Raw genomic sequence first — 26282 nt, 5'->3', positions numbered from 1 at the left:
CAATTGATCCAGCACATCGGCGCCGCCTCGACCAACTTGCAGGACGCCTCACGGGTCAACAGTGAAGTGGCGCACAACATGAACGAAGCCGCCGGGCGCCAGCGTGAGGCGGTGGAGTTGGTGTCGACCGCGTTCAACGAGATGGTCGCCACCGCCAACGAAGTCGCGCGTTCGTGCAGCGGCGCGGCGGAATCGGCGGAGAACGGCCATCGCCGCGTGGCCGAGGGCAAGCAGCAGATCGAAGTCACCACCGACAACGTCAATCGCCTCGGCCGGCGGTTGACCGAGTCGTCCCAGGCCATGGTCGAGCTGGAAGCCGGCAGCCGCAGCATCAACCAGATCCTCGGCACCATTCGCGCGATTGCCGAACAGACCAACCTGCTCGCGCTCAACGCGGCGATTGAAGCCGCCCGCGCCGGCGATCAAGGCCGTGGTTTCGCGGTGGTCGCGGATGAAGTGCGGGCGTTGGCCAAGCGCACCTCCGACTCCACCGGCGAGATCGAGCAACTGCTCGGCACCCTCGGCAGCAAAACCGAGGAAGTCACGCAGAAGATGAGCAGTTGCCTGGACCTGTCCCGCGCGAGCGTTTCCTCCATCGAAAACGCGCGGGACAGCTTCGAAGGCATCCAGTTGTCGGTGAATGAAATCCGTGACCAGAACCTGCAAATTTCAGCCGCCGCCGAGGAACAACACAGCGTCGCCGAAGAGATCAACCGGCATATCCAGCAGATCTATGACGAGGCGCGGCTGGTGGAAAGCCTGGCCAACTCTGCGCAGGATGACTCGGGGCGGTTGGCCAATTTGTCGGATGAATTGAACGGTTTGGTGGGGCGCTTCAAGTCCTGACGCGCACGGCCGTGGAAATTCGCGATCTGTTGCCACGGGAAGTGCCCGCACGCGGCAATTTCGGGCACGGCAGGCTGGGGAACTTGCCCATCAGCTCGACCATCGACTGGAAAATCCCGCGCACCGCGCCGGCGCGCACCTTGTGGCGCATAGTCCTCTTTGGTCGATCCAAACTATGCCTGCTGTGAAACCATCCAGCTGACAAAGGCCTGCAGCCGCGTGCAAAAGGCCTCGCGCTCGGCACTCGGGTTGCGCGCTTCAAACAGGAGGTAGGCAATCTGGATGCGCATCGTCGGGTACTGCTGCACGAACAACGCAACGTGCTCTTCAAGGCTGTGGGGCCAGCCTGCGGCGTCTGCTGCGCGCAAAGTATGCGTCGCCCGAATCAGCTTGCGTGCCGCTTCGCGTTGCAGGCGATGGCGTTGCTGTTCGGTGCCGGCTTGCGCGATACGTGTGAGATAGGCCGTGAGCACGGGTTCGAAGTCGCCATTGAGCGCCAAGGCGATCTCACGCGACGGCCGAAACGGTTCCAGGCGCAGTGAAAGGTCCTCGCCCCACACGCACCGGCAATGATGCTTGAGCCAGAAGCCCCAGCGATTGTGGTGTTCGGGCGCGAGCACCTCGGCGCTGTGGCCGATATCGAAGTCGATTTTGGTCACCGTAGAATGCCGTTGTTCCAATGCCTGGCGAAGCTGCTCCAATCGCTCGAACACGAGCGAATCTGGCGGTTCATTGAGTACCAGCGTGACATCCAGGTCCGACTCGCGCGGGATCGCGTCGCCCCTGGCGACGCTGCCATACAGATAAAGGCTGTGCAGCCCCAAACCGGCCTGCGCAAGCGTGGTACACACGTCGGTCAGCAGCGGATGAAACTCAGGCTGCAGGGGCGCATCGCCAACCGTCAACACACAGCCGTTTGCATCCAGACCTTGATCGGTGCTCATGGGCGATGCACCTCAATCACCAGGCCCTCGGCCTCACTCGGCACACTGAAGTGCCGGGTGATCAGCTCGAACTCGGCATCGGTGGCGGCGAAATCATGTTCGCCCTGGGCATTGCGCGCATGCAGGCGCGCGCGGCAGGTGGCATCGTCCAGTTCGAGGTAATGCAGGCAGTGCGGCACCTGCGCGGCGTGCGCCAGGCCGAGCAGCCATTCGCGATTGGCCCGTGTGTTGGCGGGAACGTCCAGCACCACATTGACGCCCGATTGCAGCAGGTTGATCACCAGCGGCCCCAACACCCCGCGAACACGCTGGGCGCAGCGCAGGTAATCGGCAATCGACTGGATCTCGGCGGGATACAACTGTGCGAGCCAGTGGTCTTCGCTGAGCACGACGGCGGCGTGCTCGGCGGCCAGGGTCTTAGCCAGGGTGGATTTGCCGGAGGCGATCTTGCCGCACAGCAGGTGCAGGGTTGGCATGGCACGGGTCCTTATATCGGGCCGTCAAGCATGCCATTTTTTTACGCCGAACGATGTTGCCAATACTCATAAAACGCCAGCGCCGCGACGTTCTTGTCCTTGGCTTCGAGCATGATGTCGAAACGGTCGAGAAACTGCAGGGCGTAATCGTTGGTCCAGCGGTTCCACATCTGCGCGCTGTGGGCGTACAGGTCGCGTTTGGAGACCACCTTCAACAGCGCGTCCATCTCCAGTTTGTGCTCGGCGTCGAAACCCAGCGCTTGCAGGCTTTCCTGGGGCTGGGAGTAATGCATCGTGGGGCGCACGCCGCGCCAGCTGTCAATCACGCGGGCGACCCGTGGCGAATCGGGGTCGATGTACTGGTCTTCGTGGATCCAGCAATGGTGGATGTCCAGCACCACCGGCGCCAGGTCGGCGACTTGCAGGCAGTGGTCGAGGCCGTAGGTTTTTTCGTCGTTTTCGAAGGTGATGCAATTGCGCGCCACTTCGGACAAGCGCGACCACACCGCGCGCGTGCCTTCAACGCCCAGGCGGCCAGCAATATGCACGTTGCACTTGAGGTCCTGGAAGCGTCGACCGTAGCCCATCATGCGAATCATGTCGGCGTGGTATTCGAACTCGGCCACACTGTTTTCCACCACGCCGGGGTTTTCCGAGCCCAGTACGCAGTATTGGCCTGGGTGGAATGACAGGCGAATGTCCGAGGCGCGCGCAAAGTCGCCGATGGCCGCAAAGCCCTCGATCAACTGGCGTTCGATTGCCGGGTCTTTGTACACGTCCGCGACTTTCGGGTGGCTGTAGAACGGCAGCAAGTCACTGCTCAAGCGCAGCATGCGCAAGGTCGGCGGCAGCTCGGCGACGTAGGCCAGCAAGCGCAATTGCGCCGCCAGATTATGCGTGACGATTTCCACCAGCTTGTCGCGGGCCACAGACGGCGCCACGCCTTCGAGCCAACGCAACGTCGTGGTGCGCGGGTTGAACGGGCCTTCAATCAACTTCAAGGCGCTGGCCGAGAGTTGACGGTCGGAATGCTTGTATTGGCAGACGAAGCCGATGCGCGGGTGGGTCATAACACTGCCTGGCGGGGACAAAGGGTTGGATGATACGGCGTTAGGCCCAGGCCTACCCAGTGGGTTCATAATATTTCGACACGAAATACCCTGAACTTTCTGACAAACGCTGCGCTCCTCTCCTATGCGCTGCCCCGACCCCAGGGGCGTTGTACAACAAGGAGCCGCCATCAACATGACTACCCTTCCCGTCTATAGAAGCTCAACGCCGGGGCCGCTGCATGCGACCTTATTGGCAGGCACGGTGCCGCTGTTTCTCGGCGCCCTGCTCAGCGACATCGCCTACACCCAGACCTACCAGATTCAATGGGCCAACTTCGCCTCGTGGCTGATCGCCGGTGCCTTGGTGTTCGCGGGTTTCGCGTTTTTGTTTGCGCTGGTCAATCTGCTGCGCGCCGAGCGTAAAGCAGGTCAACCTGTTGTGTATGTGCTGCTGCTGTTGGCCACCTGGGTACTGGGCCTGATCAATGCCTTCCAGCATGCCAAGGACGCATACGCCGCCATGCCTGCCGGCCTGGTGCTGTCGGTGATCGTCACGGTGTTGACGCTCGCCGCCACCTGGACCGGCCTGCGTACCGGAGGTGCCAAATGAAAACGTCCCACACACTGACCCTGCTCAGCACCGCCCTGTTGCTGGCTGCCTGCGGTGGCGAAGGCGACAAGACCCAGGCCCGTGGCCCTGATCCGAAATTGCCGGAACAACAAAGCAGCCTGTTGCCGAGCATGAAAATTGCCGAACCCACGCCCTGGGGCGCGCAAAAACCCAAGGTGCCCGAAGGCTATAGCGTCACCGCCATCGCCACCGATTTGGCGATCCCGCGCCAAACCCTGGTATTGCCCAACGGCGACATCCTGGTTGCCGAAGGCCGTGGCGGCAGCGCGGCCAAGCTCAAGCCCAAGGACGTGATTGCCAGCGTGATCAAGGCCCAGGGCAACACCCAGGTCAAGGGCGGCAACCGCCTGACCCTGCTGCGCGATGCCGACGGTGACGGCACCTACGAACTGAAAACCGTGTTCGCCGACAACCTCAATGCGCCTTACGGCCTGGCGTTCGCCGACGGCAAACTCTACGTCGCCAACCAGGACGCGCTGGTGCGCTTCGACTATGCCGACGGCCAGACCAAGGCCAGCGGCCCGCCGACCAAAATCACCGACCTGCCGGCGCAGATTAACCACCACTGGACCAAGTCCCTGGCCGTGAGCGAGGACGGTCGCCAGCTCTACGTGGGCATCGGCTCCAACAGCAACATCACCGAGCGCGGCATGGAAGTGGAAATCGACCGGGCAATGGTCTGGCAGATCGACGCCGCCACGGGCACACACAAACCCTACGCCACCGGCATTCGCAACCCGACCGCACTGACCATTCAGCCGGGCTCGGGGCAATTGTGGGCGGTGGCCAACGAGCGCGATGAACTCGGCCCGGACCTGGTGCCGGACTACCTGACTTCGGTGCGTGAAGGCGCCTTCTATGGCTGGCCCTACAGCTACTGGGGCCAGAATGTCGACCCGCGCGCGCAACCGCAGAACCCGGCAAAAGTCGCCGAGGCGATCAAGCCGGATTACAGCCTGGGCTCCCACGTTGCAGCGCTGGGCGTGGATTTTTCCATCCCCGCCATGGGTGAAAAATTCGCCGACGGCGCATTCGTCGGCGAGCACGGCAGCTGGAACCGCGACAACCCGGTGGGCTACAAGGTGATCTTCGTGCCGTTCAGTAACGGTAAGCCGTCCGGTGAACCCATCGACTTCGCCACTGGCTTTCGCGGCGATGACGGCAAGACCCGTGGACGGCCGGTGGGCGTGACGGTGGACCCGAAAGGTGCGCTGATCATCGCCGATGACCTGGCCAACACCATTTGGCGGGTGACGCGTAACCGCTGAACAAAGTGTTTGACTTGGTTGCCTGAAGCAACAATATAATTGCTTTAGGCAACCAATCGAGCATCATCATGTCTACGACCCTTGTCGAACGCGCCGCGATCATTCGCGGTTTCAACCGTTTCTACACGCACCAGATCGGTGTGCTGCAGGAACACCTTCTGCAAAGCGACTTCTCCCTCACCGAAATCCGTGTGATGTACGAACTCTCCTCGCGTGGCGACCTGACCAGCGCCGACCTGTGCCAGATGCTCGGCCTCGATGCGGGTTACCTGAGCCGGCTGATCAGCGGGTTTGAAAAGAAAGGCTTGATCCAGAAAGTCCGCTCTGTCACCGACGCGCGCGCCGTGCAATTGCACCTCAGCGACGTCGGCCGCGCCGTGCTCGCACCGCTGGAAAACCAGACCCAACAGGAAGTCATTGCCTTGCTGGAGGCCCTGCCCGAATCGCAGCAACAGCAACTGACGGCCGCCATGCAGCGTATCCAGACACTGTTGCAAGGCCGCACGCCGAGCTACTTGCTGCGCGACCCGCAACCGGGCGATATGGGCCTGGTGGTGCAGCAGCAATCGGCGCTGTATGCCCGCGAGTACAACTGGAACTGGGAGTTTGAAGCGCTGGTGTCGGAGATTGTCGCCAAGTACTTGCGCGAGTTTGACCCTGCCAGCGAGCGTTGCTGGATCGCGGAAAAAGACGGCGAAGTGGTGGGTTCGGTGTTCGTGGTGCGCCATGACGAAACCACGGCGAAGCTGCGCATGCTGTATGTGGACGCCAGTGCACGCGGCATGGGCATCGGCCAGCGCCTGGTGGACGAATGCCTGCGCTTTGCACGCAATGCAGGGTACAAAAGTATGTTGCTGTGGACGGTGGACGCGCTGACCGACGCGCGCAGGCTGTATCAGAAGGCCGGGTTCAACCTGGTTGATGAAGAGGCCACGGTCAGTTTCGGCAAATCGCTGGTGAGTGAAACCTGGGCGCGTGAGCTGTAAGGCATTCGCCCTGTGGACGGGCTTTGTGGGAGCCGGGCTTGCCCGCGATAGTGTCACCTCGGTGTGTCAGTCACACCGCGGTGCCTGCATCGCGGGCAAGCCCGCTCCCACATTAGATCTTCGCAGCTTTGAGGTTTGTGTCCGTTTTACAGATCAGTGATTTCCTTATGACGCGGCACCAACGCCTTCATCACGCTCCACGCCACCAGGTAAGCCAGGGCACAGATTGCGAACATGATCATGTAGCCGGTGTGGATGTCGTTGATGGACTTGTAGTAGTCGAACACCCAACCGCCAATCTTGGTCATCACCACACCGCCCAAGCCACCCGCCATGCCGCCAATGCCGACCACCGAGGCCACGGTTTTTTGCGGGAACATGTCGGACACGGTGGTAAAGATGTTGCACGACCACGCCTGGTGCGCCGAGGCGCCCACGCCGATCAACAGCACCGGCACCCAGAAGCTCAGGTAGCCGAAAGGCTGGGCCAGCAACACCACCAGCGGGAACAGCGCGATCACCAGCATGGCTTTCATGCGGCCGTCATACGGTGCGTCGCCGCGGGCCATGAAGTAGCTGGGGAACCAGCCGCCGCCAATACTGCCGACCATGGTCATGCTGTAGAGTACAGCCAGCGGCATCACGATATCGGCACCTTTCATGCCGTATTGCGCTGACAAGTAGGTGGGCAGCCAGAACAGGAAGAACCACCACACGCCGTCAGTCATGAACTTACCGAAGGCAAACGCCCAGGTCTGGCGGTAAGTCAGCAACTTGAACCACGAGACTTTCTTCGGCGCTGTACCGACAGGTTCAGGTGTGAACGGCTGCACGGTCTGGTCGCTGCGGATGTAAGCCAGCTCTGCGGCCGACAGGCGTTTTTGCTGCTCCGGTTTTTCGTAGACCGCCGCCCACACCGCCACCCATACAAAGCCCAGCGCGCCGATGACAATAAAGGCGGCTTCCCAGCCCCAAATCCCGGCAATCAACGGCACACAGATCGGCGCCAGGATCGCGCCGACGTTAGCGCCGGAGTTGAAAATACCGGTGGCCAGGGAGCGTTCTTTTTTCGGGAAGTATTCGGCGGTGGCCTTGATCGCGATGGGGAAGTTGCCCGCCTCGCCAATCGCCAGCACGGCGCGTGACAGCATGAAACCGGCAATCGATACCGGAATCACCGCCAGGCCGATAGCCGTGCTGACCGCTGCAATGCCCTCGCCCATCGGCACCGAGAACGCATGCATGATGGCGCCCGAAGACCAGATGCCAATCGCCACCACGTAGGCGGCTTTAGTGCCGATCTTGTCGACAAAGCGTCCGGCAAACAGCATCGAAATCGCATAAACAAACTGGAAGACCGCCGCAATGTTGGCGTAGTCCGTGTTGCTCCAGCCAAATTGCGTCGACAGCTGCGGCGCTAATAGGCTGAGGACCTGGCGGTCGAGGTAGTTGACGGTGGTGGCGAAGAACAACATCGCGCAGATGGTCCAGCGATAGTTGCCGACGGCCGTGCCGACGCGATGGGCGTTGAGGGGCTCATTCAAATTCATGGCATCACTTTTTATTTTTGTTAGGTAGGACATACGTAACGTCATATGTCGTCGTACAACTGTGACTTTTATAGCGGGCTGCCTGTGCGGTGTCAATCGCAAAGATTGCGGTTTATTGAGGTGTCAGGCCGGTATAGATCGGCTCAATCAACGGCAGTTGTAGGACGACAAATCCGTAATACCAGGCTAGGCGCCTGGCCCGGCACATCGTCGAGCACGCCGAAAGGCTGCATGCCGAGCTTTTCCAGCACACGAATCGACGCGGCGTGGTCCGGGCGCACCAACCCGAACACAGCCGGCAGCCGCAGCGGTCCGAACGCCTGCGCCAGCGCATCACGGCCAAGCTGCGTGGCGAAGCCCTGCCCCCAGGCCTCGACGGCAAAGCGATAACCCAGGTTGATACGCCGCTCGGTCAGGTAATTAAGCGGCGCCACGCCCCCAAAGCCGATGATGCGCTCAGGCTGCTCGCTGCGGGCAACCGCCCACCAGCCGTAGCCTTGAGTGGCCCATTGTTCGAGCCAGTGGTCGAGCAAGCGTTGGGCGTCGGCCAGGCTGGCCATCGGGCCGTTGGGATTGAACAGGTTAGTCTGCGGGTCGCCGAAGATCGCGAACAATCGCTGCACGTCACTGGCTTCGGGCTTGCGGTAGGTCAGGCGTGAGGCGGCGGCTGGCATTCGGATATTTCCCTCGTAAAGCCACGAAGTTCAATGCATCTGCAAAAAAACGCAAATAGTGGTGAATTATTTGATGTCCTCTTGTATCTGAACTGACAGAGCGGTGCCATCGCAACGATGGCACCTCCCCTGTTCTGTTTTAGAGTGGCCCGCATGAAAATACGTAAGAAAAGCGTCAAACCCATCGGTTTGAAAGACATCACCATCGTCGACGATACCAAGGTGCGCAAGGCAATCACCGCCGCTGCCCTGGGTAACGCCATGGAATGGTTCGACTTCGGCGTCTACGGGTTCGTCGCCTATGTACTCGGTAAGGTGTTCTTCCCCGACGCCTCGCCCAGCGTACAAATGATCGCTGCCCTGGGTACGTTCTCCGTGCCGTTCCTGATTCGCCCGTTGGGCGGCCTGTTCTTTGGCGCCCTGGGCGACAAATACGGGCGGCAGAAGGTCCTTGCCGCCACCATTGTGATCATGTCCCTGAGCACCTTCGCCATCGGCCTGATTCCCGGCTATGCCTCGATTGGCATCTGGGCGCCGATCCTGCTGTTGCTGTGCAAAATGGCCCAAGGGTTCTCGGTGGGCGGTGAATACACCGGCGCCTCGATCTTCGTCGCCGAATATGCGCCGGACCGCAAACGCGGGTTCCTCGGCAGCTGGCTGGACTTCGGCTCCATCGCCGGCTTCGTGCTCGGCGCGGGTGTGGTGGTGCTGATCTCAACGATATTGGGTGAAGCCGATTTCGAAGCGTGGGGCTGGCGCCTGCCGTTCTTCCTCGCCCTGCCCCTGGGCATCATCGGCCTTTATCTGCGTCACGCGCTGGAAGAAACCCCAGCCTTCCAGCAGCACATGGACAAACTCGAACAAGGCGACCGCCAGGGCCTGACCCACGGTCCCAAAGTGTCGTTCAAGGAAGTCGCCACCAAGCACTGGCGCAGCCTGCTGACCTGCATCGGCATCGTCGCGGCCACCAACGTGACGTACTACATGCTGCTCACGTATATGCCGAGCTACCTGTCGCATAACCTGCATTACAAAGAAAACAGCGGCGTGCTGATCATCATCGCGATCATGGTCGGCATGCTGTTCGTGCAGCCATTCATTGGCTTTGTCAGCGACAAGATCGGCCGCAAGCCCTTCATCATCGCTGGCAGCGTCGGTCTGCTGTTTCTGTCGATCCCGGCGTTCATGCTGATCACCAGCGGCAAGATCGGCCTGATCTTCGCAGGCTTGCTGATTCTTGCCGTGGTCCTCAACTTCTTTATCGGCGTAATGGCCTCGACACTGCCGGCGATGTTCCCCACGCACTTGCGCTACAGCGCGCTGGCCAGCGCGTTCAACGTCTCGGTATTGATCGCCGGCCTCACCCCAACCGCTGTGGCCTGGCTGGTGGAAAGCACCAACAACCTGTACATGCCCGCCTACTACTTGATGGTGTTTGCCGTGGTCGGCCTGGTCACCGGCCTGACCATGAAGGAAACTGCCAACAAGCCCCTGCGCGGCGCGGCCCCGGCCGCTTCGGACATGGAAGAAGCCAAGGAAATCCTGCAAGAGCACCACGACAATATCGAGCAGAAGATCGGAGACATCGACGCCGAAATTGCCGCGCTTGAAGCCAAGCGCCAGAACCTGGTGCAACAGCATCCACGCATTAACTAACACCTGACCCTGCGTGGTGGCCCCCAGGCCGCCACGCCATTGGAGTGCTCAAGCATGCTTCCAAGCGTCACCGCAGCCCATTCGTTACTCAGCGCCGATGAGCGCGCTGCCATCGCCGAAATCGAAGCCACTACCAGCATCCTGCAACTGGTTACCCGCCTGACCGGCATGCGCTTTGCCGGCATCGCCAAATTCACCGACCTGGAATGGGTGGTGTGCTCGGTGCACGATCCGCTCGACATGGGCATTCATGTCGATGACGTACTCGACCTGGAAACCACCCTGTGCAGTGAGTTCTGCATCAACCCGCAAACCCTGTTTATTCCGCAAATCAGCCAGAACGGCCGCTTCGCTGCGCGCCCGGTGGTCAAGCAATACGCCATCGAAAGCTACGCCGGCGCGCCGATCTTCCTGCCCGATGGCCGCCTGTTCGGCGCGCTGTGTGCGCTGGATTCGCGGGCGATGTTGTTTGACGACCCCAACTTGCCGGAAACCTTGAGCCTGTTTGCGCGGCTGATTGGGTGCATTTTTTTCGCTAACCTGACAACGACTGATCAGTAACGGCCGTTCTCTCTCGCAGCGCAGCAATATCGCGCTTGGGCGGCACGCCAAACAGTCGGCTGTACTCGCGACTGAACTGTGAAGGGCTTTCATAGCCCACTTGGAACGCGGCACTGGACACGTCCCGATGCTCGTTCAACATCAAACGTCGCGCCTCGTTCAAGCGCAACCACTTCTGATACTGCAGCGGGCTCATGGCCGTCAGTTGGCGAAAGTGATGGTGAAAAGTGGCCGCGCTCATTTGTACCCGCGCGGCCAATTCATCCACGCGCAGCAGTTCGCCGTAATTCAGTTTCAGCCAATCGATCGCCTTGGCTATTCGATAACCCGGCCCATCAACGGAACAGATCTGGCGCAATCGGCTGGCCTGATCGCTTTGCAACAACCGGTAGTGGATCTCGCGCTGAACCAGCGGAGCCAGTACCGGTATCGCCTCAGGCTCGTCCAGTAAGGCAACCAGGCGCGCGAAAGACGCCAGTATCCCATCGGTGACAGTGCCAATACCCACTCCTTTCAGTATCGCCCGCTCACGCGTCGGCGGCGCGCCACTCTGGGCAATCAGTTCGGCGAGGATGCGTAGATCCAATTTGAAGGTCAGGCCCAGGCAGGGTTCCAACGGGCTGGCGGCCAGCACTTGCGAATTGGCCGGGATGTCCAGTGACGTGACCAGAAATCGGCCGGTGTCGTACGAATAGCCATGGCCACCGACCCATAATTGCTTCTCGCCCTGGGCAACCAGGACGATGCTCGGCTCGACCATGCACACCACCGGCGCAGCGGGCTGCTCACGCCGATAAAAGCCCAGGCCCGGGATCGGCATGGGGTAGTCGCCGGGTGCCGCGACCCGCGAGGCAATCGACTGAACCAGCGTTTGCAGAGGCGATTGGGGGATGTGCTGTGTCTTCATGGCGGGCTCTTTCTGTTCTTCACTGGACTTTACCGCGCCAGCCCCTTGGCGTCCCAAGTGAGCACACACACTCAGAGGATCAGGCAAGTATTCCAGTGAAACACACTACAGAACCTTCGAGCGCACCGGGAAAATGGGCCACCCCACTTCGCCAAGGTTCAACCTATGAAACGCCTATTGCTCGCCCTGGGTTTGCTGGTGACTTCTTTTTCTTCAATAGGAGCCGACATGTCCAACGGTGCTGACAACTTCTACAACAGCGACACAGTGACAATGGAAAAGGTCACCTTCAATAATCAGTATGGGATGCGGGTCGCCGGCAATCTGTTCTTACCCAAGCATATTGCTGCGGGGTCAAAAAATCCGGCGATAATCGTTGGCCATCCGATGGGCGCCGTAAAAGAACAGAGCGCCAATCTCTACGCCACCAAAATGGCTGAACAGGGCTTTGTTACCCTTTCCCTGGACCTGTCGTTCTGGGGTGAAAGCGCAGGTTTGCCACGCAACGCGGTGCTGCCTGACCTCTACGTTGAAGACTTCAGCGCCGCCGTCGACTTCCTCGGCACTCGCCCGCTGGTGGATCGTGAGCGCATTGGCATAATCGGCATTTGCGGCAGCGGTAGTTTCGCCATCGCGGCGGCAAAGATCGACCCTCGACTCAAGGCCATCGCCACCGTCAGCATGTACGATATGGGGGCTGCCAACCGCAACGGCCTCAAGCAGGGTGTCACTCAGGCGCAGCGCCAACAACTGTTGCGCCAGGCAGCCAACCAGCGTTATGTGGAATTCCAGGGCGGCAACACCGTCTACACCGGCGGCACCCCGCACACCCTCACTGGCGATGCGGTGGGCGACGAGTTCTACGATTTCTACCGTACCCCGCGCGGAGCATTCACTCCAGCCAGTGCTTCGCCGCAAAACACCACACGGCCCACGCTGACCAGCAATGTGAAGTTCATGAACTTCTATCCGTTCAACGACATCGAGACGATCTCCCCGCACCCTCTGTTGCTGATTGCCGGGGCCGATGCGCACTCCCGCGAATTCAGCGAAGACGCCTACCAGCGTGCCGCCGAACCCAAGGAACTGGTGATCATCCCGGGTGCAGGCCATGTCGACCTCTACGACCGGGTGAACCTGATCCCGTTCGCCAAGCTCGCCACCTTTTTCAAAAGCAACTTGAAGTAATGTCCCAAAACGCTCTTACGCCCCACTGGGGCGCGGTACTCGCCATGTCCCTCGCGGCGTTCGCCCTTGTGGCGTCTGAATTCATGCCCGTGAGCCTGTTGACGCCGTTGGCGGCCGACCTGCACATCTCTGAAGGCCAGGCCGGCCAAGGCATTTCAGTGTCTGGGCTGTTCGCCTTGCTGACCAGCCTGGCCATTGCCGCAGTGGCTGCGCGGGTGGATCGCAAAGGTTTGTTGTTGGCGCTGACTGTGCTCATGATCCTGTCCGGAACGGTGGTGGCGCTGGCGCCAAACTACCTGGCGTTCATGCTCGGCCGTGCGTTGATCGGCGTGGCGATTGGCGGCTTCTGGTCGCTGTCCGCCGCTACCGCGATGCGCTTGGTGCCCGCCGCGCAAGTGCCGCGTGCCTTAGCGCTCGTCAATGGCGGGAACGCGCTGGCGACGGTGATTGCAGCACCGTTGGGTAGCTTCCTCGGCGGACTGATCGGTTGGCGTGGCGCGTTCTTCTGCGTTGTGCCGGTGGCGATTGTGGCCAGCGTGTGGCTGCTGATAAGCCTGCCTTCGATCAAGGCGGACGCTGCAGCCAAGACCGGCAACGTATTTCGCCTGATGAAGAGCACGCCCGTGGCCTTGGGCATGGCGGCCGCCAGTGTGTTCTTCATGGGGCAGTTCATGCTGTTCACTTACCTGCGCCCATTCTTGGAGAACGTGACCCAAGTCAGTGTGCCCACGCTTTCACTCATGTTGTTGGTGCTGGGGTTGACTGGGCTTGCGGGGACGTTCCTGATTGAGCGCGTGCTGAAAAACAGCCTGTACTTCACGTTGATGGCTATCCCACTGGTAATGGCGGTGATCGCCCTGGGGCTGGTTGCAGTGGGGCGCTCGCCAACCGCTACCACCGTTTTGCTGGGCCTGTGGGGGCTGATTGCCACGGCCGCGCCAGTGGCTTGGTGGACGTGGTTGTCGAGGGTGCTGCCGAACGATGCCGAGGCAGGCGGCGGACTGATGGTCGCTATCATCCAATTGGCAATCGCCTCCGGTGCCACACTCGGCGGCGTGGTGTTCGACCTGAGCGGCTACCGGGCGACCTTTGAACTCAGCGCGGCATTGCTGGGCGTCGCCAGTCTGTTGGCGTACCAGACCTCACGGTGCTCTGCAGCCGCACACAAGGCCATCCGAACTACCTGAAAAACTGACTCGGCGTCTTGCCAAACTGCTTCTTGAACATGCTGGTAAAGGCGCTCGGGCTTTCATAGCCCAACTCGATGGCCACATCGATGATCTTCTCCCCTACCGCAATGCGCTCCAGCGCCAACAGCAAGCGCGCCTGTTGGCGCCATTGGCCGAAGGTCAGGCCGGTTTCCTTGCGGAACAGGCGCTGGATGGTTTTTTGGTCCAGGGCCAGCCGTTCACTCCAATCCGCCACCGTTGAAGCGTCCCCCGGCTCGTGTTGCAGCGCCTGGCAAATACGGTTGATGCGCAGGTCCGCAGGCTGGGGCAGCGACAGCGGCAATGCGGGCAGAATCGCCAGCTCATCGAGGATCAGGTGCATGATCCGCGCGTCACGCGAATCCTCGGCGTACGGCGGTTTCAAGCTGACCGAAGCCTTGATCAACTCGCTCAGCAGCGGCGAGACGCTGACGGTCTTGGGCTCGGTGGGCAGGTTGGGAAAGCGCTCCGGGCGCACAAATACGCTGCGCATTTTCAAGGTGCCGACGCAGCGCAGCGAATGCACTTGCCCGCAGGGCATCCAGAAGCCGCGATTGGGCGGCACCGTCCATTGGTTCAGCGCCGAGTACACCACCATCACGCCTTCAACCGCATACAACAGTTGATGCTTCTCGTGGCTGTGCTCGGGGATCACCCAATTTTCGGGATAATCGGTGGCGGAACTGATCACAGACCAGTCGCCTTCGTCGATCTCCCGCAGAAATACATCCAGTGGTTTGATGATTTCGCCCTTTTTGCAACAGTTGGCGCCCGAATTTCGCGAGACAGGCATTTTCAGCAAATCTAGCATAAACACCGCAACATTTAGAAACGGACGGCGAGCTTAAGTACTCGCCGCCCCTGTTCGCTGCCCTGTATGGAATGCCTGCATGTCGAGCCTGACCGCGTCACCTGCCGCTGCAACCGCCACACCGCAAATAAGCCCCTTGGTCATGCGCGTTCTCGGCGCCTGCGCCCTGGCGCACATGATCAATGACCTGATCCAGGCCGTGCTGCCGTCGGTGTACCCGATGCTCAAGACCAACTACGGGCTGAGCTTCACCCAGGTCGGCCTGATCACCCTGACCTTCCAACTGACCGCGTCCCTGCTGCAACCCTGGATCGGCTACCACACCGACCGCCATCCCAAGCCGTGGCTGCTGCCGGCCGGCATGGTGTGCACCCTGATCGGCATTCTGATGCTGGCGTTTGTCGGCAGCTTCCCGGCGATCCTGCTGGCGGCGGCGCTGGTCGGCGTTGGCTCCTCGACCTTCCACCCGGAAACCTCGCGCGTGGCGCGCCTGGCCTCCGGCGGCCGCTACGGCCTGGCGCAATCGACGTTCCAGGTCGGCGGCAACACCGGCAGCGCCTTCGGCCCGTTGCTGGCGGCGGCGATCATCATTCCCTACGGCCAAACCCATATCGCCTGGTTCGGGCTGTTCGCCGTGTTCGCCATTTTGGTGCTGTACGGCCTGAGCCGCTGGTATCGCAACCACCTCAACCTGTTCAAGCTCAAGCAAGGCGGCAAGGCCACCCACGGCTTGTCCAAAGGCCGCGTGACGTTTGCCCTGGTGGTGCTGGCGCTGCTGGTGTTTACCAAATACTTCTACATGACCAGCCTGACCAGCTACTTCACCTTCTACCTGATCGAGAAATTCCACCTGTCGGTGGCCAGCTCGCAGATGTACCTGTTCCTGTTCCTCGGTGCGGTGGCCGTCGGCACCTTCGCCGGTGGCCCGATCGGCGACAAGATCGGCCGCAAGAAAGTCATCTGGTTCTCGATCCTCGGCGCTGCGCCGTTCACCCTGGCCCTGCCCTACGTCGACCTGTTCTGGACCGCCGTGCTCAGTGTGGTGATCGGCTTCGTCATCGCCTCGGCCTTCTCGGCCATCGTGGTGTTCGCCCAGGAACTGGTGCCGGGCAATGTGGGGATGATCGCCGGCATCTTCTTCGGCCTGATGTTCGGTTTCAGTGGCATTGGTGCCGCACTACTGGGCTTGCTCGCCGACAACCATGGCATCGAGTACGTCTACAAGATCTGCTCGTTCCTGCCGCTGGCGGGCATCCTCACGATCTTGCTGCCTTCGACTAAAGGCGTCTGACCCGCCGATCATCGGCTGGCCGTGTGCTACTACACGGAATGCTCCGAAAAACCTGCGTGTGCGCTTACAATCCCGACTTAAAGCGCACACCCAGGCAGACCCGGCACGACATGACGCTCGACCCTCCTACGATTTTGACCCTGAGCATTGCGCTCGCCGCGGCCGCGGCCCTGTACCTGGCCGTTGAGTGGCGCAGCGTGCGCGAGCCGTCGCTGCTGTTCTGGGCCGCAGGCTTTGCGACCATCAGCCTCGGTTCCACCCTGGCGTTGCTGCGCGGCAGCGGCCTGTTGATGATAGGTATCTGGTTCGCCAACGGCCTGCTGGTGACCGCACACTTCCTGTTTTTACTCGGCGTGGCCCGCTTTACCCAGGTGCGCCTGTCGCGGCTGTGGCTGCTGTTGCTGATCATCTGGCTCGGCATGCTCGCATTGCCAACCGACCTGTCGTGGTCCAAAGCCATGCTGGCCGTGCAGTCGCTGCTGGTGGCGCTGCCGACCCTGCGCGCCAGCTTCCTGCTGCGCCCCCACGGCAAATCCTTGAGCATCGGCGCCGTGCAGTTGCGCTATGTGTTGCTGCTGCACGGCGCGTTCTACGTGGCCAAGGCGCTGTCGGTGCTGATACCTGGCACGCTGATCGACCTCGCCGCGTTCAAGGGCGAGATTATCCAGGTCTCGTTGGTGGAAGGTGCGATGGCGATCATGCTGATCGCCTTGTCGATGACCGGCTCGGAACGCTATCGGCGTGAACAACAAATCGCCCGCCTGGCGGCCCGCGACCCGCTGACAGCGCTGTACAACCGTCGCGCCCTCGATTTACGCGCGCCGCAGCTGTTGGCCCAGGTATCGCCCGCACAACCGGGCGCCTTGCTATTGATCGACATCGACAATTTCAAACTGGTCAACGACCTCTACGGCCACAGCGCCGGCGACCGCTTGCTGATCGCCTTGAGCGAAATGATCCGCGCGGTGGTGCCCAGAGGTGCATTGGCGGCACGCCTGGGAGGGGATGAATTTGTGATCCTGCTGAACAAGGCTTCGACGCAGCAAATCGTTGAACTGGGCAGTCGTTTGCGTGAGCAGTTCCAGCAAACGACATCTGCGACTTTCACCACCCCGGCGCCGGTGACCTTGAGCATCGGTGCAAACCTGTTCGACCAACCACCGGAGAACCTCACGGCATTGATCGAACAGGGCGTCACCGCGCTCTACGAAACCAAGCGCGGCGGGCGAGACAGCATTCGGTTGGTGGACCGAACGAGTGCTCGCTCGTACAGCTAGGGTTGTTTGGTTCTAAAAGAAGGTGAAAACTCGCCTCAAAAGGCCGCCTCGAGCTTACATACTTTGCGTAATTAGACTGCGGTGCGATTGAAGCGAGTCCTACAGAAAACTGGAACTAAATCGTCAATACAACCACACATTTCATGCTCGTCGGCAGTGACGGCAGCCCCCTTACCCTAAAGAGGCTAAAGCATGAACATTTCAAACTCTGCGCCTTATAACCCCGCCTATTCGGCCGATTTTGGTCATGCACCGGCGAGCACTGAAACGACGAGTGCCGCTCACGTCACCCGAACCAAACGCGGCGTGGCCGATACGCAAAAACTATGGCCACAGAACGGCACACTGACTATCGCGTTTATGGACACCACGCCGTCAAAGCAACAGTTTATAAAAAAGTATATCAAGGACACTTATTCACCACTGATTAATCTGACACTGAAATTCGTTGAAGGCACTGAAGCCGATATCCGCATCTCCACGAGTAAGACGTTAAACGGAAACTGGTCAATGGTAGGCACTGATGCCAAAAAAATTCCTGCCGACCAGCCAACCATGCATTTCGACTTCAACAGCACTAAAGACAGTGCAAAAAGAAATATAATCCATGAATTTGGACATGCACTGGGATTGTTACATGAACACCAGCATCCGGACAGATCATTTGAGTTCAATATTGCAAAAACGTATAGAATTTACAAAAAACATGCACAGTGGAGCCAGGCAGAAACTTATGAAAATATTTTAAAAAAACTTAAACCTGCCGACATAACCCACTCACACTATGATCAAAAATCAATCATGCACTACGGACTGAGCAAAGACGTTCTGTGGAAACATGAAGACATCAATATTAGCTTTAAACCTTCCGATGAAGACCGTGCCTTCTGGAAGTCGCTCTACCCGACTAAAATCGTCGAAAAGCACCACAACCCACTGAAAACGAAATACTTTTTCAAAATTTTTTAAAGTTTGGCTTCCACCACTGATCGGGAGGCGAAACCTCGCACATGCGGGTAGGCGCGCGAATGCGAACTCGCCCGTCACAGGGAACGCAGGTTTCGATGTGATTCGTAACAACTGGCACACCTCCTGCTTATAGAGGCAGCTGGTCATTCATCTCGGCCCCTATTCGCGACGATGTAAAGCAACGGCAGCAGATGCCAAGAAGAGCGAAAAACCATGATAGTTAAATCTCCCCCGACTTATCATTCCGCCGTTTCAATTGATCCGCTGTCCGCTGAAGCGTCCACTGCGGCGTCGACCGTTAGAAATAAACGTGGCGTCGCCAGTAAATTGAATTTATGGCCGCAACACACGACACTGACTATCGCCTTCATGGACACCCCGGCGCACGAACAAGAATTTATAAAAAAATCATAGAAGACACTTACGGCCCACTGATCAACTTACAGCTAAAATTTGTTGACGGGTCTAAAGGCGACATCCGCATCTCCACCAGCAAGGCAGAAACGGGAACCTGGTCAGTCATTGGAACTGAAGCGCTAAACATTCCGCCCAATGAGCCGACTATGCATATCGACTACCCTCCCGACACGGGAAATCTTTCAGCGAATATCCTGCATGAATTTGGACATGCACTCGGCCTGCTGCATGAGCATCAACATCCCGATAGAACGCTTGAATTCAATATACGAGAAACTTACAAGCACTTCGAAAACGAATACAATTGGGGCGTCCCCCGCACCTACCACAATATTTTTAAAAAAGCCGATCCTGCCGACGTCATCACGTCACCCTATGATCAACAATCAATCATGCACTACGCCATGAACGATAAACTACTATGGAAGCAACCGTCGACTGGCGCTAATTACGTGCTCAGTGAAAATGACAAAACATTCCTGCCGACGCTTTATCCACACTACAATGGTCGCCCCCGGGAACGACCGCAAACACCGCGTTAATAACTATCCTTTGTGCCAACGGGGCCGGCGCACTGTGTTTCACAGTGCGCGCTCATCTAGCGCTCTCAAATAAAACGCTATAAATAAACGAGGCTAATGTTCAGTCTGCCATTCCTTGGCGGCACACCCATTCACAACGATGTAAAGCAACGGCCCCACCGACACAAACACCGCCGTCAGCAAAAAGTACGGCACCAGCGACCCTACCGACCGCCCTCGCCCGCGCGCATCCCGATACATCCACACACACGCCAGCACCGCCATCAGGTACAGGTCGATAACCACCTGCGCAGTGTCCGGCCGCGACATCAATTCGCGCCCAAACGCCAACAGTGATTGTTCGGCCGTGAGCAGCGTAGCCAAGGTGTACAACGAAAATCCCAGCAAACCGGCCAGGGCGAAATAGGGTCTGCGCATGGTGCCTTCCTTGAAAGGATCGAGGCTCAACATAGTGATAAGGTGGCGCCTCTCGCAATGACCTCGGAGGTCATGATCAGGCCATGGACACCCCTTCAACTGCCGGCCAGCACCTGCGCCAATTGCGTCGACACGCCAAGCTCAGCCAGCTGGACCTGGCATTGATAACCGGTGTTTCCCAGCGCCACCTCAGTTGCCTCGAAACTGGCCGCGCCAAGCCGAGCCCGCGCACCTTGCATAAATTACTGACGGCGCTGGAAGCGCCGCTGGAGCGGTTACTGGCTCGCTTACCGATACCGAGCAGCACCGAACTGCCCGATGCAATGCCGCCACTGGTGCTGACGCGCATCCGCTCTACGCGCGGTGAGCTGAGTTTCCTGTCGACCTTCACCACCTTCGGCATGCCCCAGGACATCACCCTCACCTCGCTGCGCATCGAGCATCTGATTCCTGCTGACGCGCCCACGTGGCAAGTGATGCGCGCCGCCTATGCGGATTATGCCGCGCTGGTTTTGTGAAATATCTGTACGTAGACTGCCGCCATACCTCCCACTTGAAGGCGGCGAAAAAAACCTGATGCAAGTTACCGAAGTCTCCATTGCCCAACTGCGCGCGGCGCTTGAAAGTGGCCAGACCACTGCCGTAGAACTGGTCCAGGCTTACCTGGCGCGTATCGAGGCCTATGACGGGCCGCAGACCGCGACCGCGCTGAACGCCGTGGTGGTGCGCAACCCGCACGCCCTTGAAGAAGCCCAGGCCTCCGATGCGCGCCGGGCCAAGGGCGAAACCTTGGGGCCATTGGACGGCATTCCTTACACCGCCAAAGACAGTTACCTGGTCAAGGGCCTGACGGCTGCATCCGGCAGCCCGGCCTTTGCCAAGCTGGTCGCGCAGCGCGATGCCTTCACCATTGAACGCTTGCGCGCGGGCGGTGCCATTTGCCTGGGCAAGACCAACATGCCGCCGATGGCTAACGGCGGGATGCAGCGCGGCGTGTATGGCCGCGCAGAAAGCCCGTATAACGCCGACTACCTCACCGCACCGTTCGCCTCGGGCTCGTCCAACGGTGCGGGCACGGCCACGGCGGCCAGCTTCGCCGCCTTTGGCCTGGCCGAAGAAACCTGGTCGAGCGGGCGCGGCCCGGCATCCAACAACGGCTTGTGCGCCTACACGCCATCGCGCGGGGTGATTTCGGTGCGCGGCAACTGGCCGTTGACGCCGACCATGGACGTGGTGGTGCCCTATGCGCGCACCATGGCCGACTTGCTCGAAGTACTTGATGTGGTGGTCGCTGAAGACCCCAACCCGCGCGGCGACCTGTGGCGCCTGCAGCCGTGGGTGCCGATCCCGAGCGTGGCCTCGGTGCGCCCGGCGTCCTACGCTGAATTGGCGGTCAACAGTGCAGCCCTCGCCGGCAAACGCTTCGGCGTACCGCGCATGTACATCAATGCCGACCCCGAGGCCGGCACCAGCGAAAAACCCGGGATCGGTGGGCCGACCGGGCAAAAAATCAACACCCGCGCCAGCGTGATCGACCTGTGGCACGCCGCGCGCCAAGCGCTGGAAGCGGCTGGCGCCGAAGTGATCGAGGTGGACTTCCCACTGGTCTCCAACTGCGAAGGCGACCGCCCTGGCGCGCCGACGGTATTTACCCGTGGCTTGGTCTCCAAGGAATTTTTGCACGACGAGTTGTGGGAACTGTCGGCCTGGGCATTCGATGATTTCCTGCGCGCCAATGACGACCCGGCGCTTAACCGCCTGGCGGATGTCGACGGGCCGAAAATCTTCCCGCACGACCCCGGCACCCTGCCCAACCGTGAAGACGACCTCGCCGCCGGCATGGACGAATACGTGCGCATGGCCGAGCGCGGCATTACGCCGTGGAACGAAATCAGCACCGTGCCGGACGGCCTGCGCGGCCTGGAGCAAACCCGGCGCATCGACCTGGAAGACTGGATGGACACGCTGGGGCTGGATGCGGTGCTGTTCCCGACCGTGGCCGATGTGGGGCCGGCCGATGCCGATGTCAACGAAGCGTCCGCCGATATTGCCTGGAGCAACGGCGTCTGGGTGGCCAACGGCAACCTCGCGATTCGCCACCTGGGCGTGCCCACCGTCACCGTGCCGATGGGCGTGATGGCCGACATCGGCATGCCGGTGGGGCTGACCTTCGCCGGGCGTGCTTATGACGACTCAGCGCTGCTGCGCTTTGCCGCGGCATATGAAGCCACCGGCAGCAAACGCCTGATCCCGCCACGTACGCCGCCGTTGGCAGCAGGCTAAACGCCGTTCAATTGTGGGAGCGGGTTTGCTCGCGAAGGCAGTGTGTCAGTCAATACATTGGGTGACTGACCGACCGCTTTCGCGAGCAAGCCCGCTCCCACAGTTTTAACTGCATTTCACCTCAAACCACGGTCAATCTGTGGGAGCTGGCTTGCCTGCGATGGCGGTGGGTCAGCCAGTCTATTTGTCACTGGCACACCGCTTTCGCAGGCAAGCCAGCTCCCACATTTTTAACGGCATTTCACTTCAACCCATGCAGGGCACGGCGAGCAGCAACAGGCTAAACCCAGCTCCCACAGTTTTAACTGCATTTCACCTCAAACCATGCAGGGCCGCAGCAAGCAGCAACAGGCTAAACCCGGTCAACCTGTGGGAGCTGGCTTGCCTGCGATGGCGGTGGGTCAGCCAGTCTATTTGTCACTGGCAAACCGCTTTCGCAGGCAAGCCAGCTCCCACATTTTTAACGGCATTTCACTTCAACCCATGCAGGGCACGGCGAGCAGCAACAGGCTAAACCCGGTCAACCTGTGGGAACTGGCTTGCCTGCGATGGCGGTGGGTCAGCCGGTCTATTTTTCACTGGCAGACCGCTAGCGCAGGCAAGCCAGCTCCCACAGTTTTAACTGCATTTCACCTCAAGTCATGCTGGGTGCGGTGAACAGCGACAGGCTAAATGCGGTTAAAAATGTGGGAGCGGGCTTGCTCGCGAAGAGGACGTGTCAGTCAATACATCGGGTGACTGACCCACCGCTTTCGCGAGCAAGCCAGCTCCCACAGGGTTTACTGCATTTCACATCAAGTCAGGTAGGGCACGGCGATCAGCAGGATGGCGGTGCCGTGGGCCAGGGTCGCCGGCAGCACGCCATAGCGCATGCGCACCAGTGCGCAGGCCAGCCCTTCGATCAGGGTGAACAGCAACACCGGCCAGCCTAGCTGGGTGACGCTCAACGCCAGGAAAGCATGGCACGCCGCAAACGCCACGCCGCTGATCAACGCCGCACGCAATGGCGTCACCTGTTGCTCCAGGTAGCCCTGCAAGAACCCGCGAAACAACACCTCTTCCAAGGCATTGGCGCCGTAGGCCAAGACCACCATGCCCGGCAGCCACACCCAATAACCGTGAATCCCGGACGCCTCGATACCTTGGTAAACCCGCAGCGGCACGCCAATCAAACAACCCACGAGAAGCCCGACGGCCAGACCAACGACCGGGTTGCCGATAGACCAGCGCACCAGCCGCCACAACTCCGGTGCCAGGCGTGCCAGCAGCATGATCAGCAACACCGAGAGCCCGCCCAGTGCCGCCAATACAAACGCATTGGCGCTGAACGCGATCTGCACGTCGCTGCTGAGCGCCCACATTCCCAAGGGCGTCATCGCATCGCGCATCAATACAAAGGCTGCCAGCAGGATCAGGATGCGCATCGCGCCCAACGCCCTGGGCGTTAGCGTGAACCACAGGCCAAACAGCAACAGGCCCGGCGCCACGTGGGCGCTGTAATCAATCAATACCTCCAGGCCCTGGGTGATCATCGACGACTCAGCCGTGGGCCACAGCAATCATGTCGACCTCGACCGCTGCCGACTTCGGCAACTGCATCACCCCCACCGAGGTCCGCGTATGCACCCCGGCGCTGCCGAGGATCTCGTGCAGCAGGTCCGAGGCGCCGTTGGCCACTTCGCTCTGCTGGTCAAAATCCTCAGCACTGCGCACATACACGGTGATGCGCGGGATTGCCTTGATCTGGTCCAACGAACCCAGCGCCTGCTTGAGCAAACCCAGGCAACGCAGCGCGCTGATACCCGCGGCGATTTGCGCCTGGGCCAGGGTCAGGCTGTCGCCGACTTTGCCCGGCAGCACAATCGTGTCGCCCACACGCGGAATCTGGCCGCTGATGTACAGGTGGTCGCCATCGCGAACCAGCGGCGTGTAATTGCCGCCGACTTTGAATTCGTCCAGTTGATAGCCGATGCGCTGTTGCGCGGCCTGGTATTTTTCATCGCGGGTCATGGGCGTGATTCCTCGTGTCGACGTTGCCATTCATCCACCACATCGCCCAGGGTCTTGGGGATGTCGTTGCGAATCCAGGCCATGAATGGCCGGTCGAACTTGAACGCTGGGCCACAGTGTTCAAGCATGAAACGGCGTACGTTCTGGGTATTTTTGTAGTGTGGGGTCACGGGAGTGGCGCGAGTGATGGCGTCGCTGTGCCAGTCAAAATCCATTTCGTCTCTCGGGCAGTGTGTGCTTTCGGCAGTAGCATAGCGAGGTGCTTGTTGGGCAGGAAGCAGCATGAAGAAACGCTTGAGCATTCAGGCAGTGTTGGGATGTCGTACAAGAACCCTAATTGCTTATAACGGCAAATCCGCCAACCTTTTCAAGATATTTCAAAATTTCACTTTCCTTCCCCACCGAAAATATTGCATGGTTGTACGACGACTTAAATTGTCGCATCCGCCCCAACAACAATAAGGAAACACCCATGCCAAACGTCAAAGTGCTGATCGGTTTTCTGTGCCTGTTCACCGGCTACGTCGCAGCTGCGCCTGCCCCTGCCGAGAAGGATGTGGCCCAAGCGGTCGACCAACTGACCCAAGCCATGCTGCACCTGGACCTCAAGCAGCTTCACGCCTTGACCTCCGACAAACTCACCTACGGCCACTCCAGCGGCAAGGTGCAGAACAAAGCGCAATTCATCGCGGACCTTGAAACCCACACCAGCGCCTTCAAAACCCTCGAAATGCAGAACCAGACCATCACCCTCGACGGCGACACCGCCCTGGTGCGCAACCACTTTCACGCGCTGGCGGTGAACAGCGGCGTCGACACGCCAACCGACATCGACAACTTCCAGGTCTGGCAGAAGCAAAAAGGCAAATGGCTGCTGATCGGGCGTCAGGCTTACAAATACTGATGGCTGACGGTGAGCTGACCGGCGTCAGCTCACCAGCGCACCACCTCGCGCACCTTCACCAGCGCTTCGCGCAACGCCTGCATGTCCACCGAGCCCAAGGCCAAACGTAGCGCGTGCGGCACGGTTGCCGAGACGGCAAACGGCTCGGCGGTGGACACCGAAATACCCTCCCGCTGCAAGGCCATGGCCACCTGATCAGCCCGCACATCTTCCCCCAGCGGCAACCATAGAAAATACGACGAGGGATGGCTGATGTAATTCACGCCGTCCAACACCTGCGCCGCCAGGGCTTGTCGCGCCTGGGCGTCCTGGCGCTTTTGCGCTTCCAAGTGGGCGACGGTGCCGTCTTCGATCCAGGCCACGGCCAGTGCGCTCATCACCCCCGGCACGTTCCAGGTGGTGGCCATGATGGTGCGCTCCAGCTTCTTTACCCACGCCGCCGGCGCCGCAAGAAACCCAACGCGTAAACCGGTAGCAACGCTTTTGGAAAACCCGCCGACGTACACCGTGCGCTCCGGCGCCAAAGTCGCCAGTGGCGGCGGCGCGTCTGCGGCCAGAAACGCGTAGGCCGCATCCTCGATGATCATCAGGTTGTGCTGACGGGCAACCCCGACCAGTTGCTCGCGCTGCGCCAGGCTCATCACCCAGCCCAACGGGTTGTGCAGCGTCGGAATGCTGTACACCGCGCGCACCGGGCGCTTGCTGCACAGGCGTTGCAGTGCGTCCAGGTCCGGCCCGCTGGCGCTGACCGGTATCGCGACGATTTCCAAGTGCAGGGTTTCGGCCAGCACCTTGAAGCCTGAATAGGTCAGCGCATCAACAGCAACCACGTCGCCAGGCTTGAGCATTGCCATCATCGTTACGGCCAAGCCGTGTTGGGCGCCGCTGACCACCAGCACCTGCTCGGCCTCGACCGCCAGCCCTCGGCTCAACACGTGCCGCGCCACCGCCGCGCGCTCGTGCAGGCGCCCGGCATGGGGCTGATAGCGCAGCAGCGCTTCCAGGTCGCCCGACAGCGCCAGTTGGCGCAAGGCCGTGCGCAACAGGTCGGCCTGGCCCGGCAGCGACGGGTAGTTGAAATTGAGGTCGAGCATGCCGGTGCCGATGGTCATCTGCCCACTGCCCTGCCCCGGCGGTAACGCGATCTCACGCACGAAGGTGCCGCGCCCGGTTTCACCGCTGACCAGGCCCATGGCTTCAAGCTCGGTGTACACGCGGCTGGCGGTGACCAACGCCAGGCCGTGGTCGGCGGCCAATTGTCGATGGGTCGGCAGGCGTGTGCCGGGCGCCAGTGTGCCGCTGCGGATGTTCTCGGCGAAGGTGTCGACCAGCGACTTGTAGCGGGCGCGCGGCATAGGCGGTGTATCCATGACAATTTTTTGATTGTCTTAATCTTCAATCCTAGGATGACCGA

At 60.3% G+C, this 26282-nt stretch carries 28 protein-coding genes; 15 read left to right on the top strand and 13 right to left on the bottom strand.

The genetic code is table 11. From position 1 onward, the window contains the following. Positions 1-78 precede the first annotated feature (78 nt). The gene (locus PspR76_RS31675; RefSeq protein WP_371317652.1) at positions 79-846 is read left to right on the top strand and encodes a methyl-accepting chemotaxis protein; all 768 of its coding nucleotides are present in this window, start codon (positions 79-81) and stop codon (positions 844-846) included. Here PspR76_RS31675 and PspR76_RS31670 read toward each other — a convergent pair. Genes PspR76_RS31670 through PspR76_RS14045 form a run of 4 tightly spaced genes read right to left on the bottom strand, consistent with a single transcriptional unit; the run spans position 836 to position 3336 of the window. After that, on the bottom strand, positions 836-997 hold the full coding sequence (locus tag PspR76_RS31670) for a hypothetical protein (RefSeq protein ID WP_442966812.1): 162 nt from the start codon (positions 995-997) through the stop codon (positions 836-838). The two genes, PspR76_RS31675 and PspR76_RS31670, sit on opposite strands and share 11 nt — an antisense overlap. Before the next feature lie 22 nt (positions 998-1019). Next, entirely contained in the window at positions 1020-1790 is a 771-nt protein-coding gene (locus tag PspR76_RS14055) for a nucleotidyltransferase domain-containing protein (protein ID WP_159956148.1), read from the bottom strand. Then, the gene (locus PspR76_RS14050) at positions 1787-2266 is read right to left on the bottom strand and encodes an AAA family ATPase (RefSeq protein WP_159956146.1); all 480 of its coding nucleotides are present in this window, start codon (positions 2264-2266) and stop codon (positions 1787-1789) included. Before PspR76_RS14050 ends, PspR76_RS14055 begins: the two co-directional genes overlap by 4 nt. Positions 2267-2307: 41 nt before the next feature. Further along, a complete protein-coding gene (locus PspR76_RS14045; protein WP_159956144.1) occupies positions 2308-3336 on the bottom strand; it encodes a UV damage endonuclease UvsE in 1029 nt (342 codons plus the stop codon). Positions 3337-3511: 175 nt separating this feature from the next. On the opposite strand from PspR76_RS14045, the gene PspR76_RS14040 reads away from it, so the two are divergent. The 3 genes from PspR76_RS14040 to PspR76_RS14030 all read left to right on the top strand — a co-directional run bounded on the left by PspR76_RS14040 (position 3512) and on the right by PspR76_RS14030 (position 6203). Next, positions 3512-3928 carry a DUF2231 domain-containing protein gene (locus PspR76_RS14040; RefSeq protein ID WP_162530293.1) on the top strand — a complete coding sequence of 139 codons (417 nt, stop codon included), beginning with the start codon at positions 3512-3514 and terminating at the stop codon, positions 3926-3928. Continuing rightward, positions 3925-5217, top strand: a complete 1293-nt coding sequence (locus PspR76_RS14035) for a PQQ-dependent sugar dehydrogenase (protein WP_159956142.1) — start codon at positions 3925-3927, stop codon at positions 5215-5217. The genes PspR76_RS14040 and PspR76_RS14035 overlap by 4 nt, the downstream gene beginning before the upstream one ends. Positions 5218-5285: 68 nt before the next feature. Beyond that, positions 5286-6203, top strand: a complete 918-nt coding sequence (locus PspR76_RS14030) for a bifunctional helix-turn-helix transcriptional regulator/GNAT family N-acetyltransferase (protein WP_159956140.1) — start codon at positions 5286-5288, stop codon at positions 6201-6203. Between the two features lie 146 nt (positions 6204-6349). On the opposite strand, the gene PspR76_RS14025 is transcribed toward PspR76_RS14030, so the two are convergent. Both PspR76_RS14025 and PspR76_RS14020 read right to left on the bottom strand, forming a co-directional pair. Further along, a complete protein-coding gene (locus PspR76_RS14025; RefSeq protein WP_159956138.1) occupies positions 6350-7753 on the bottom strand; it encodes an MFS transporter in 1404 nt (467 codons plus the stop codon). 143 nt (positions 7754-7896) lie between these two features. Further along, the gene (locus PspR76_RS14020; RefSeq protein ID WP_159956136.1) at positions 7897-8427 is read right to left on the bottom strand and encodes a GNAT family N-acetyltransferase; all 531 of its coding nucleotides are present in this window, start codon (positions 8425-8427) and stop codon (positions 7897-7899) included. A 153-nt stretch (positions 8428-8580) separates the two neighbouring features. On the opposite strand from PspR76_RS14020, the gene proP reads away from it, so the two are divergent. Next, positions 8581-10083 (top strand): glycine betaine/L-proline transporter ProP, encoded by a 1503-nt coding sequence (proP, locus tag PspR76_RS14015; protein ID WP_159956134.1) that lies wholly within the window; start codon positions 8581-8583, stop codon positions 10081-10083. A 54-nt stretch (positions 10084-10137) separates the two neighbouring features. Continuing rightward, positions 10138-10644, top strand: a complete 507-nt coding sequence (locus tag PspR76_RS14010) for a GAF domain-containing protein (protein ID WP_159956132.1) — start codon at positions 10138-10140, stop codon at positions 10642-10644. Here the strand turns inward: PspR76_RS14010 and PspR76_RS14005 are convergent. Then, positions 10619-11551 (bottom strand): AraC family transcriptional regulator, encoded by a 933-nt coding sequence (locus PspR76_RS14005; RefSeq protein WP_159956130.1) that lies wholly within the window; start codon positions 11549-11551, stop codon positions 10619-10621. The two genes, PspR76_RS14010 and PspR76_RS14005, sit on opposite strands and share 26 nt — an antisense overlap. 165 nt (positions 11552-11716) lie before the next feature. Between PspR76_RS14005 and PspR76_RS14000 the strand changes: the two genes are divergently transcribed. Further along, a complete protein-coding gene (locus PspR76_RS14000; protein WP_159956128.1) occupies positions 11717-12739 on the top strand; it encodes an alpha/beta hydrolase in 1023 nt (340 codons plus the stop codon). Continuing rightward, positions 12739-13926 carry an MFS transporter gene (locus PspR76_RS13995; RefSeq protein ID WP_159956127.1) on the top strand — a complete coding sequence of 396 codons (1188 nt, stop codon included), beginning with the start codon at positions 12739-12741 and terminating at the stop codon, positions 13924-13926. Before PspR76_RS14000 ends, PspR76_RS13995 begins: the two co-directional genes overlap by 1 nt. Here the strand turns inward: PspR76_RS13995 and PspR76_RS13990 are convergent. Next, complete coding sequence (locus tag PspR76_RS13990) at positions 13919-14740, bottom strand: AraC family transcriptional regulator (protein ID WP_159956126.1); 822 nt, start codon at positions 14738-14740, stop codon at positions 13919-13921. The genes PspR76_RS13995 and PspR76_RS13990 overlap by 8 nt on opposite strands. 97 nt (positions 14741-14837) lie before the next feature. On the opposite strand from PspR76_RS13990, the gene PspR76_RS13985 reads away from it, so the two are divergent. The 4 genes from PspR76_RS13985 to PspR76_RS13970 all read left to right on the top strand — a co-directional run bounded on the left by PspR76_RS13985 (position 14838) and on the right by PspR76_RS13970 (position 19254). Next, entirely contained in the window at positions 14838-16049 is a 1212-nt protein-coding gene (locus tag PspR76_RS13985) for an MFS transporter (RefSeq protein ID WP_159956125.1), read from the top strand. A gap of 110 nt (positions 16050-16159) precedes the next feature. Further along, complete coding sequence (locus tag PspR76_RS13980; protein ID WP_159956124.1) at positions 16160-17326, top strand: GGDEF domain-containing protein; 1167 nt, start codon at positions 16160-16162, stop codon at positions 17324-17326. A 192-nt stretch (positions 17327-17518) separates the two neighbouring features. After that, a complete protein-coding gene (locus PspR76_RS13975) occupies positions 17519-18295 on the top strand; it encodes a M12 family metallopeptidase (RefSeq protein ID WP_159956118.1) in 777 nt (258 codons plus the stop codon). A 335-nt stretch (positions 18296-18630) separates the two neighbouring features. Beyond that, positions 18631-19254 carry a M12 family metallopeptidase gene (locus PspR76_RS13970; RefSeq protein WP_159956116.1) on the top strand — a complete coding sequence of 208 codons (624 nt, stop codon included), beginning with the start codon at positions 18631-18633 and terminating at the stop codon, positions 19252-19254. Positions 19255-19347: 93 nt separating this feature from the next. Here PspR76_RS13970 and PspR76_RS13965 read toward each other — a convergent pair whose 3' ends face one another. Beyond that, a complete protein-coding gene (locus PspR76_RS13965; RefSeq protein WP_159956114.1) occupies positions 19348-19671 on the bottom strand; it encodes a DUF2834 domain-containing protein in 324 nt (107 codons plus the stop codon). Positions 19672-19754: 83 nt separating this feature from the next. Here PspR76_RS13965 and PspR76_RS13960 point away from each other — a divergent pair, with 83 nt between their 5' ends. Both PspR76_RS13960 and PspR76_RS13955 read left to right on the top strand, forming a co-directional pair. After that, the gene (locus tag PspR76_RS13960; protein ID WP_159956112.1) at positions 19755-20189 is read left to right on the top strand and encodes a helix-turn-helix domain-containing protein; all 435 of its coding nucleotides are present in this window, start codon (positions 19755-19757) and stop codon (positions 20187-20189) included. A gap of 55 nt (positions 20190-20244) precedes the next feature. Next, positions 20245-21954, top strand: coding sequence for an amidase (locus tag PspR76_RS13955; protein ID WP_159961429.1), 1710 nt, complete (start codon positions 20245-20247; stop codon positions 21952-21954). A 794-nt stretch (positions 21955-22748) separates the two neighbouring features. On the opposite strand, the gene PspR76_RS13950 is transcribed toward PspR76_RS13955, so the two are convergent. The 3 genes from PspR76_RS13950 to PspR76_RS13940 are packed head-to-tail and all read right to left on the bottom strand — an operon-like array spanning position 22749 to position 24179. Beyond that, the gene (locus tag PspR76_RS13950) at positions 22749-23486 is read right to left on the bottom strand and encodes a CPBP family intramembrane glutamic endopeptidase (protein WP_159961428.1); all 738 of its coding nucleotides are present in this window, start codon (positions 23484-23486) and stop codon (positions 22749-22751) included. Between the two features lie 7 nt (positions 23487-23493). Next, complete coding sequence (locus PspR76_RS13945) at positions 23494-23964, bottom strand: RidA family protein (RefSeq protein WP_159956110.1); 471 nt, start codon at positions 23962-23964, stop codon at positions 23494-23496. Further along, positions 23961-24179, bottom strand: coding sequence for a DUF6434 domain-containing protein (locus PspR76_RS13940; protein WP_159956108.1), 219 nt, complete (start codon positions 24177-24179; stop codon positions 23961-23963). The genes PspR76_RS13945 and PspR76_RS13940 overlap by 4 nt, the downstream gene beginning before the upstream one ends. A 257-nt stretch (positions 24180-24436) precedes the next feature. On the opposite strand from PspR76_RS13940, the gene PspR76_RS13935 reads away from it, so the two are divergent. After that, positions 24437-24868, top strand: a complete 432-nt coding sequence (locus tag PspR76_RS13935; RefSeq protein WP_159956106.1) for a nuclear transport factor 2 family protein — start codon at positions 24437-24439, stop codon at positions 24866-24868. Positions 24869-24897: 29 nt separating this feature from the next. On the opposite strand, the gene PspR76_RS13930 is transcribed toward PspR76_RS13935, so the two are convergent. After that, positions 24898-26223, bottom strand: a complete 1326-nt coding sequence (locus PspR76_RS13930; RefSeq protein WP_159956104.1) for an aminotransferase-like domain-containing protein — start codon at positions 26221-26223, stop codon at positions 24898-24900. Positions 26224-26282 lie beyond the last annotated feature (59 nt).

It is taken from the genome of Pseudomonas sp. R76, assembly GCF_009834565.1.
Classification (GTDB): Bacteria; Pseudomonadota; Gammaproteobacteria; order Pseudomonadales; family Pseudomonadaceae; genus Aquipseudomonas.
This window is presented reverse-complemented; position numbering and strand designations above follow the sequence as displayed.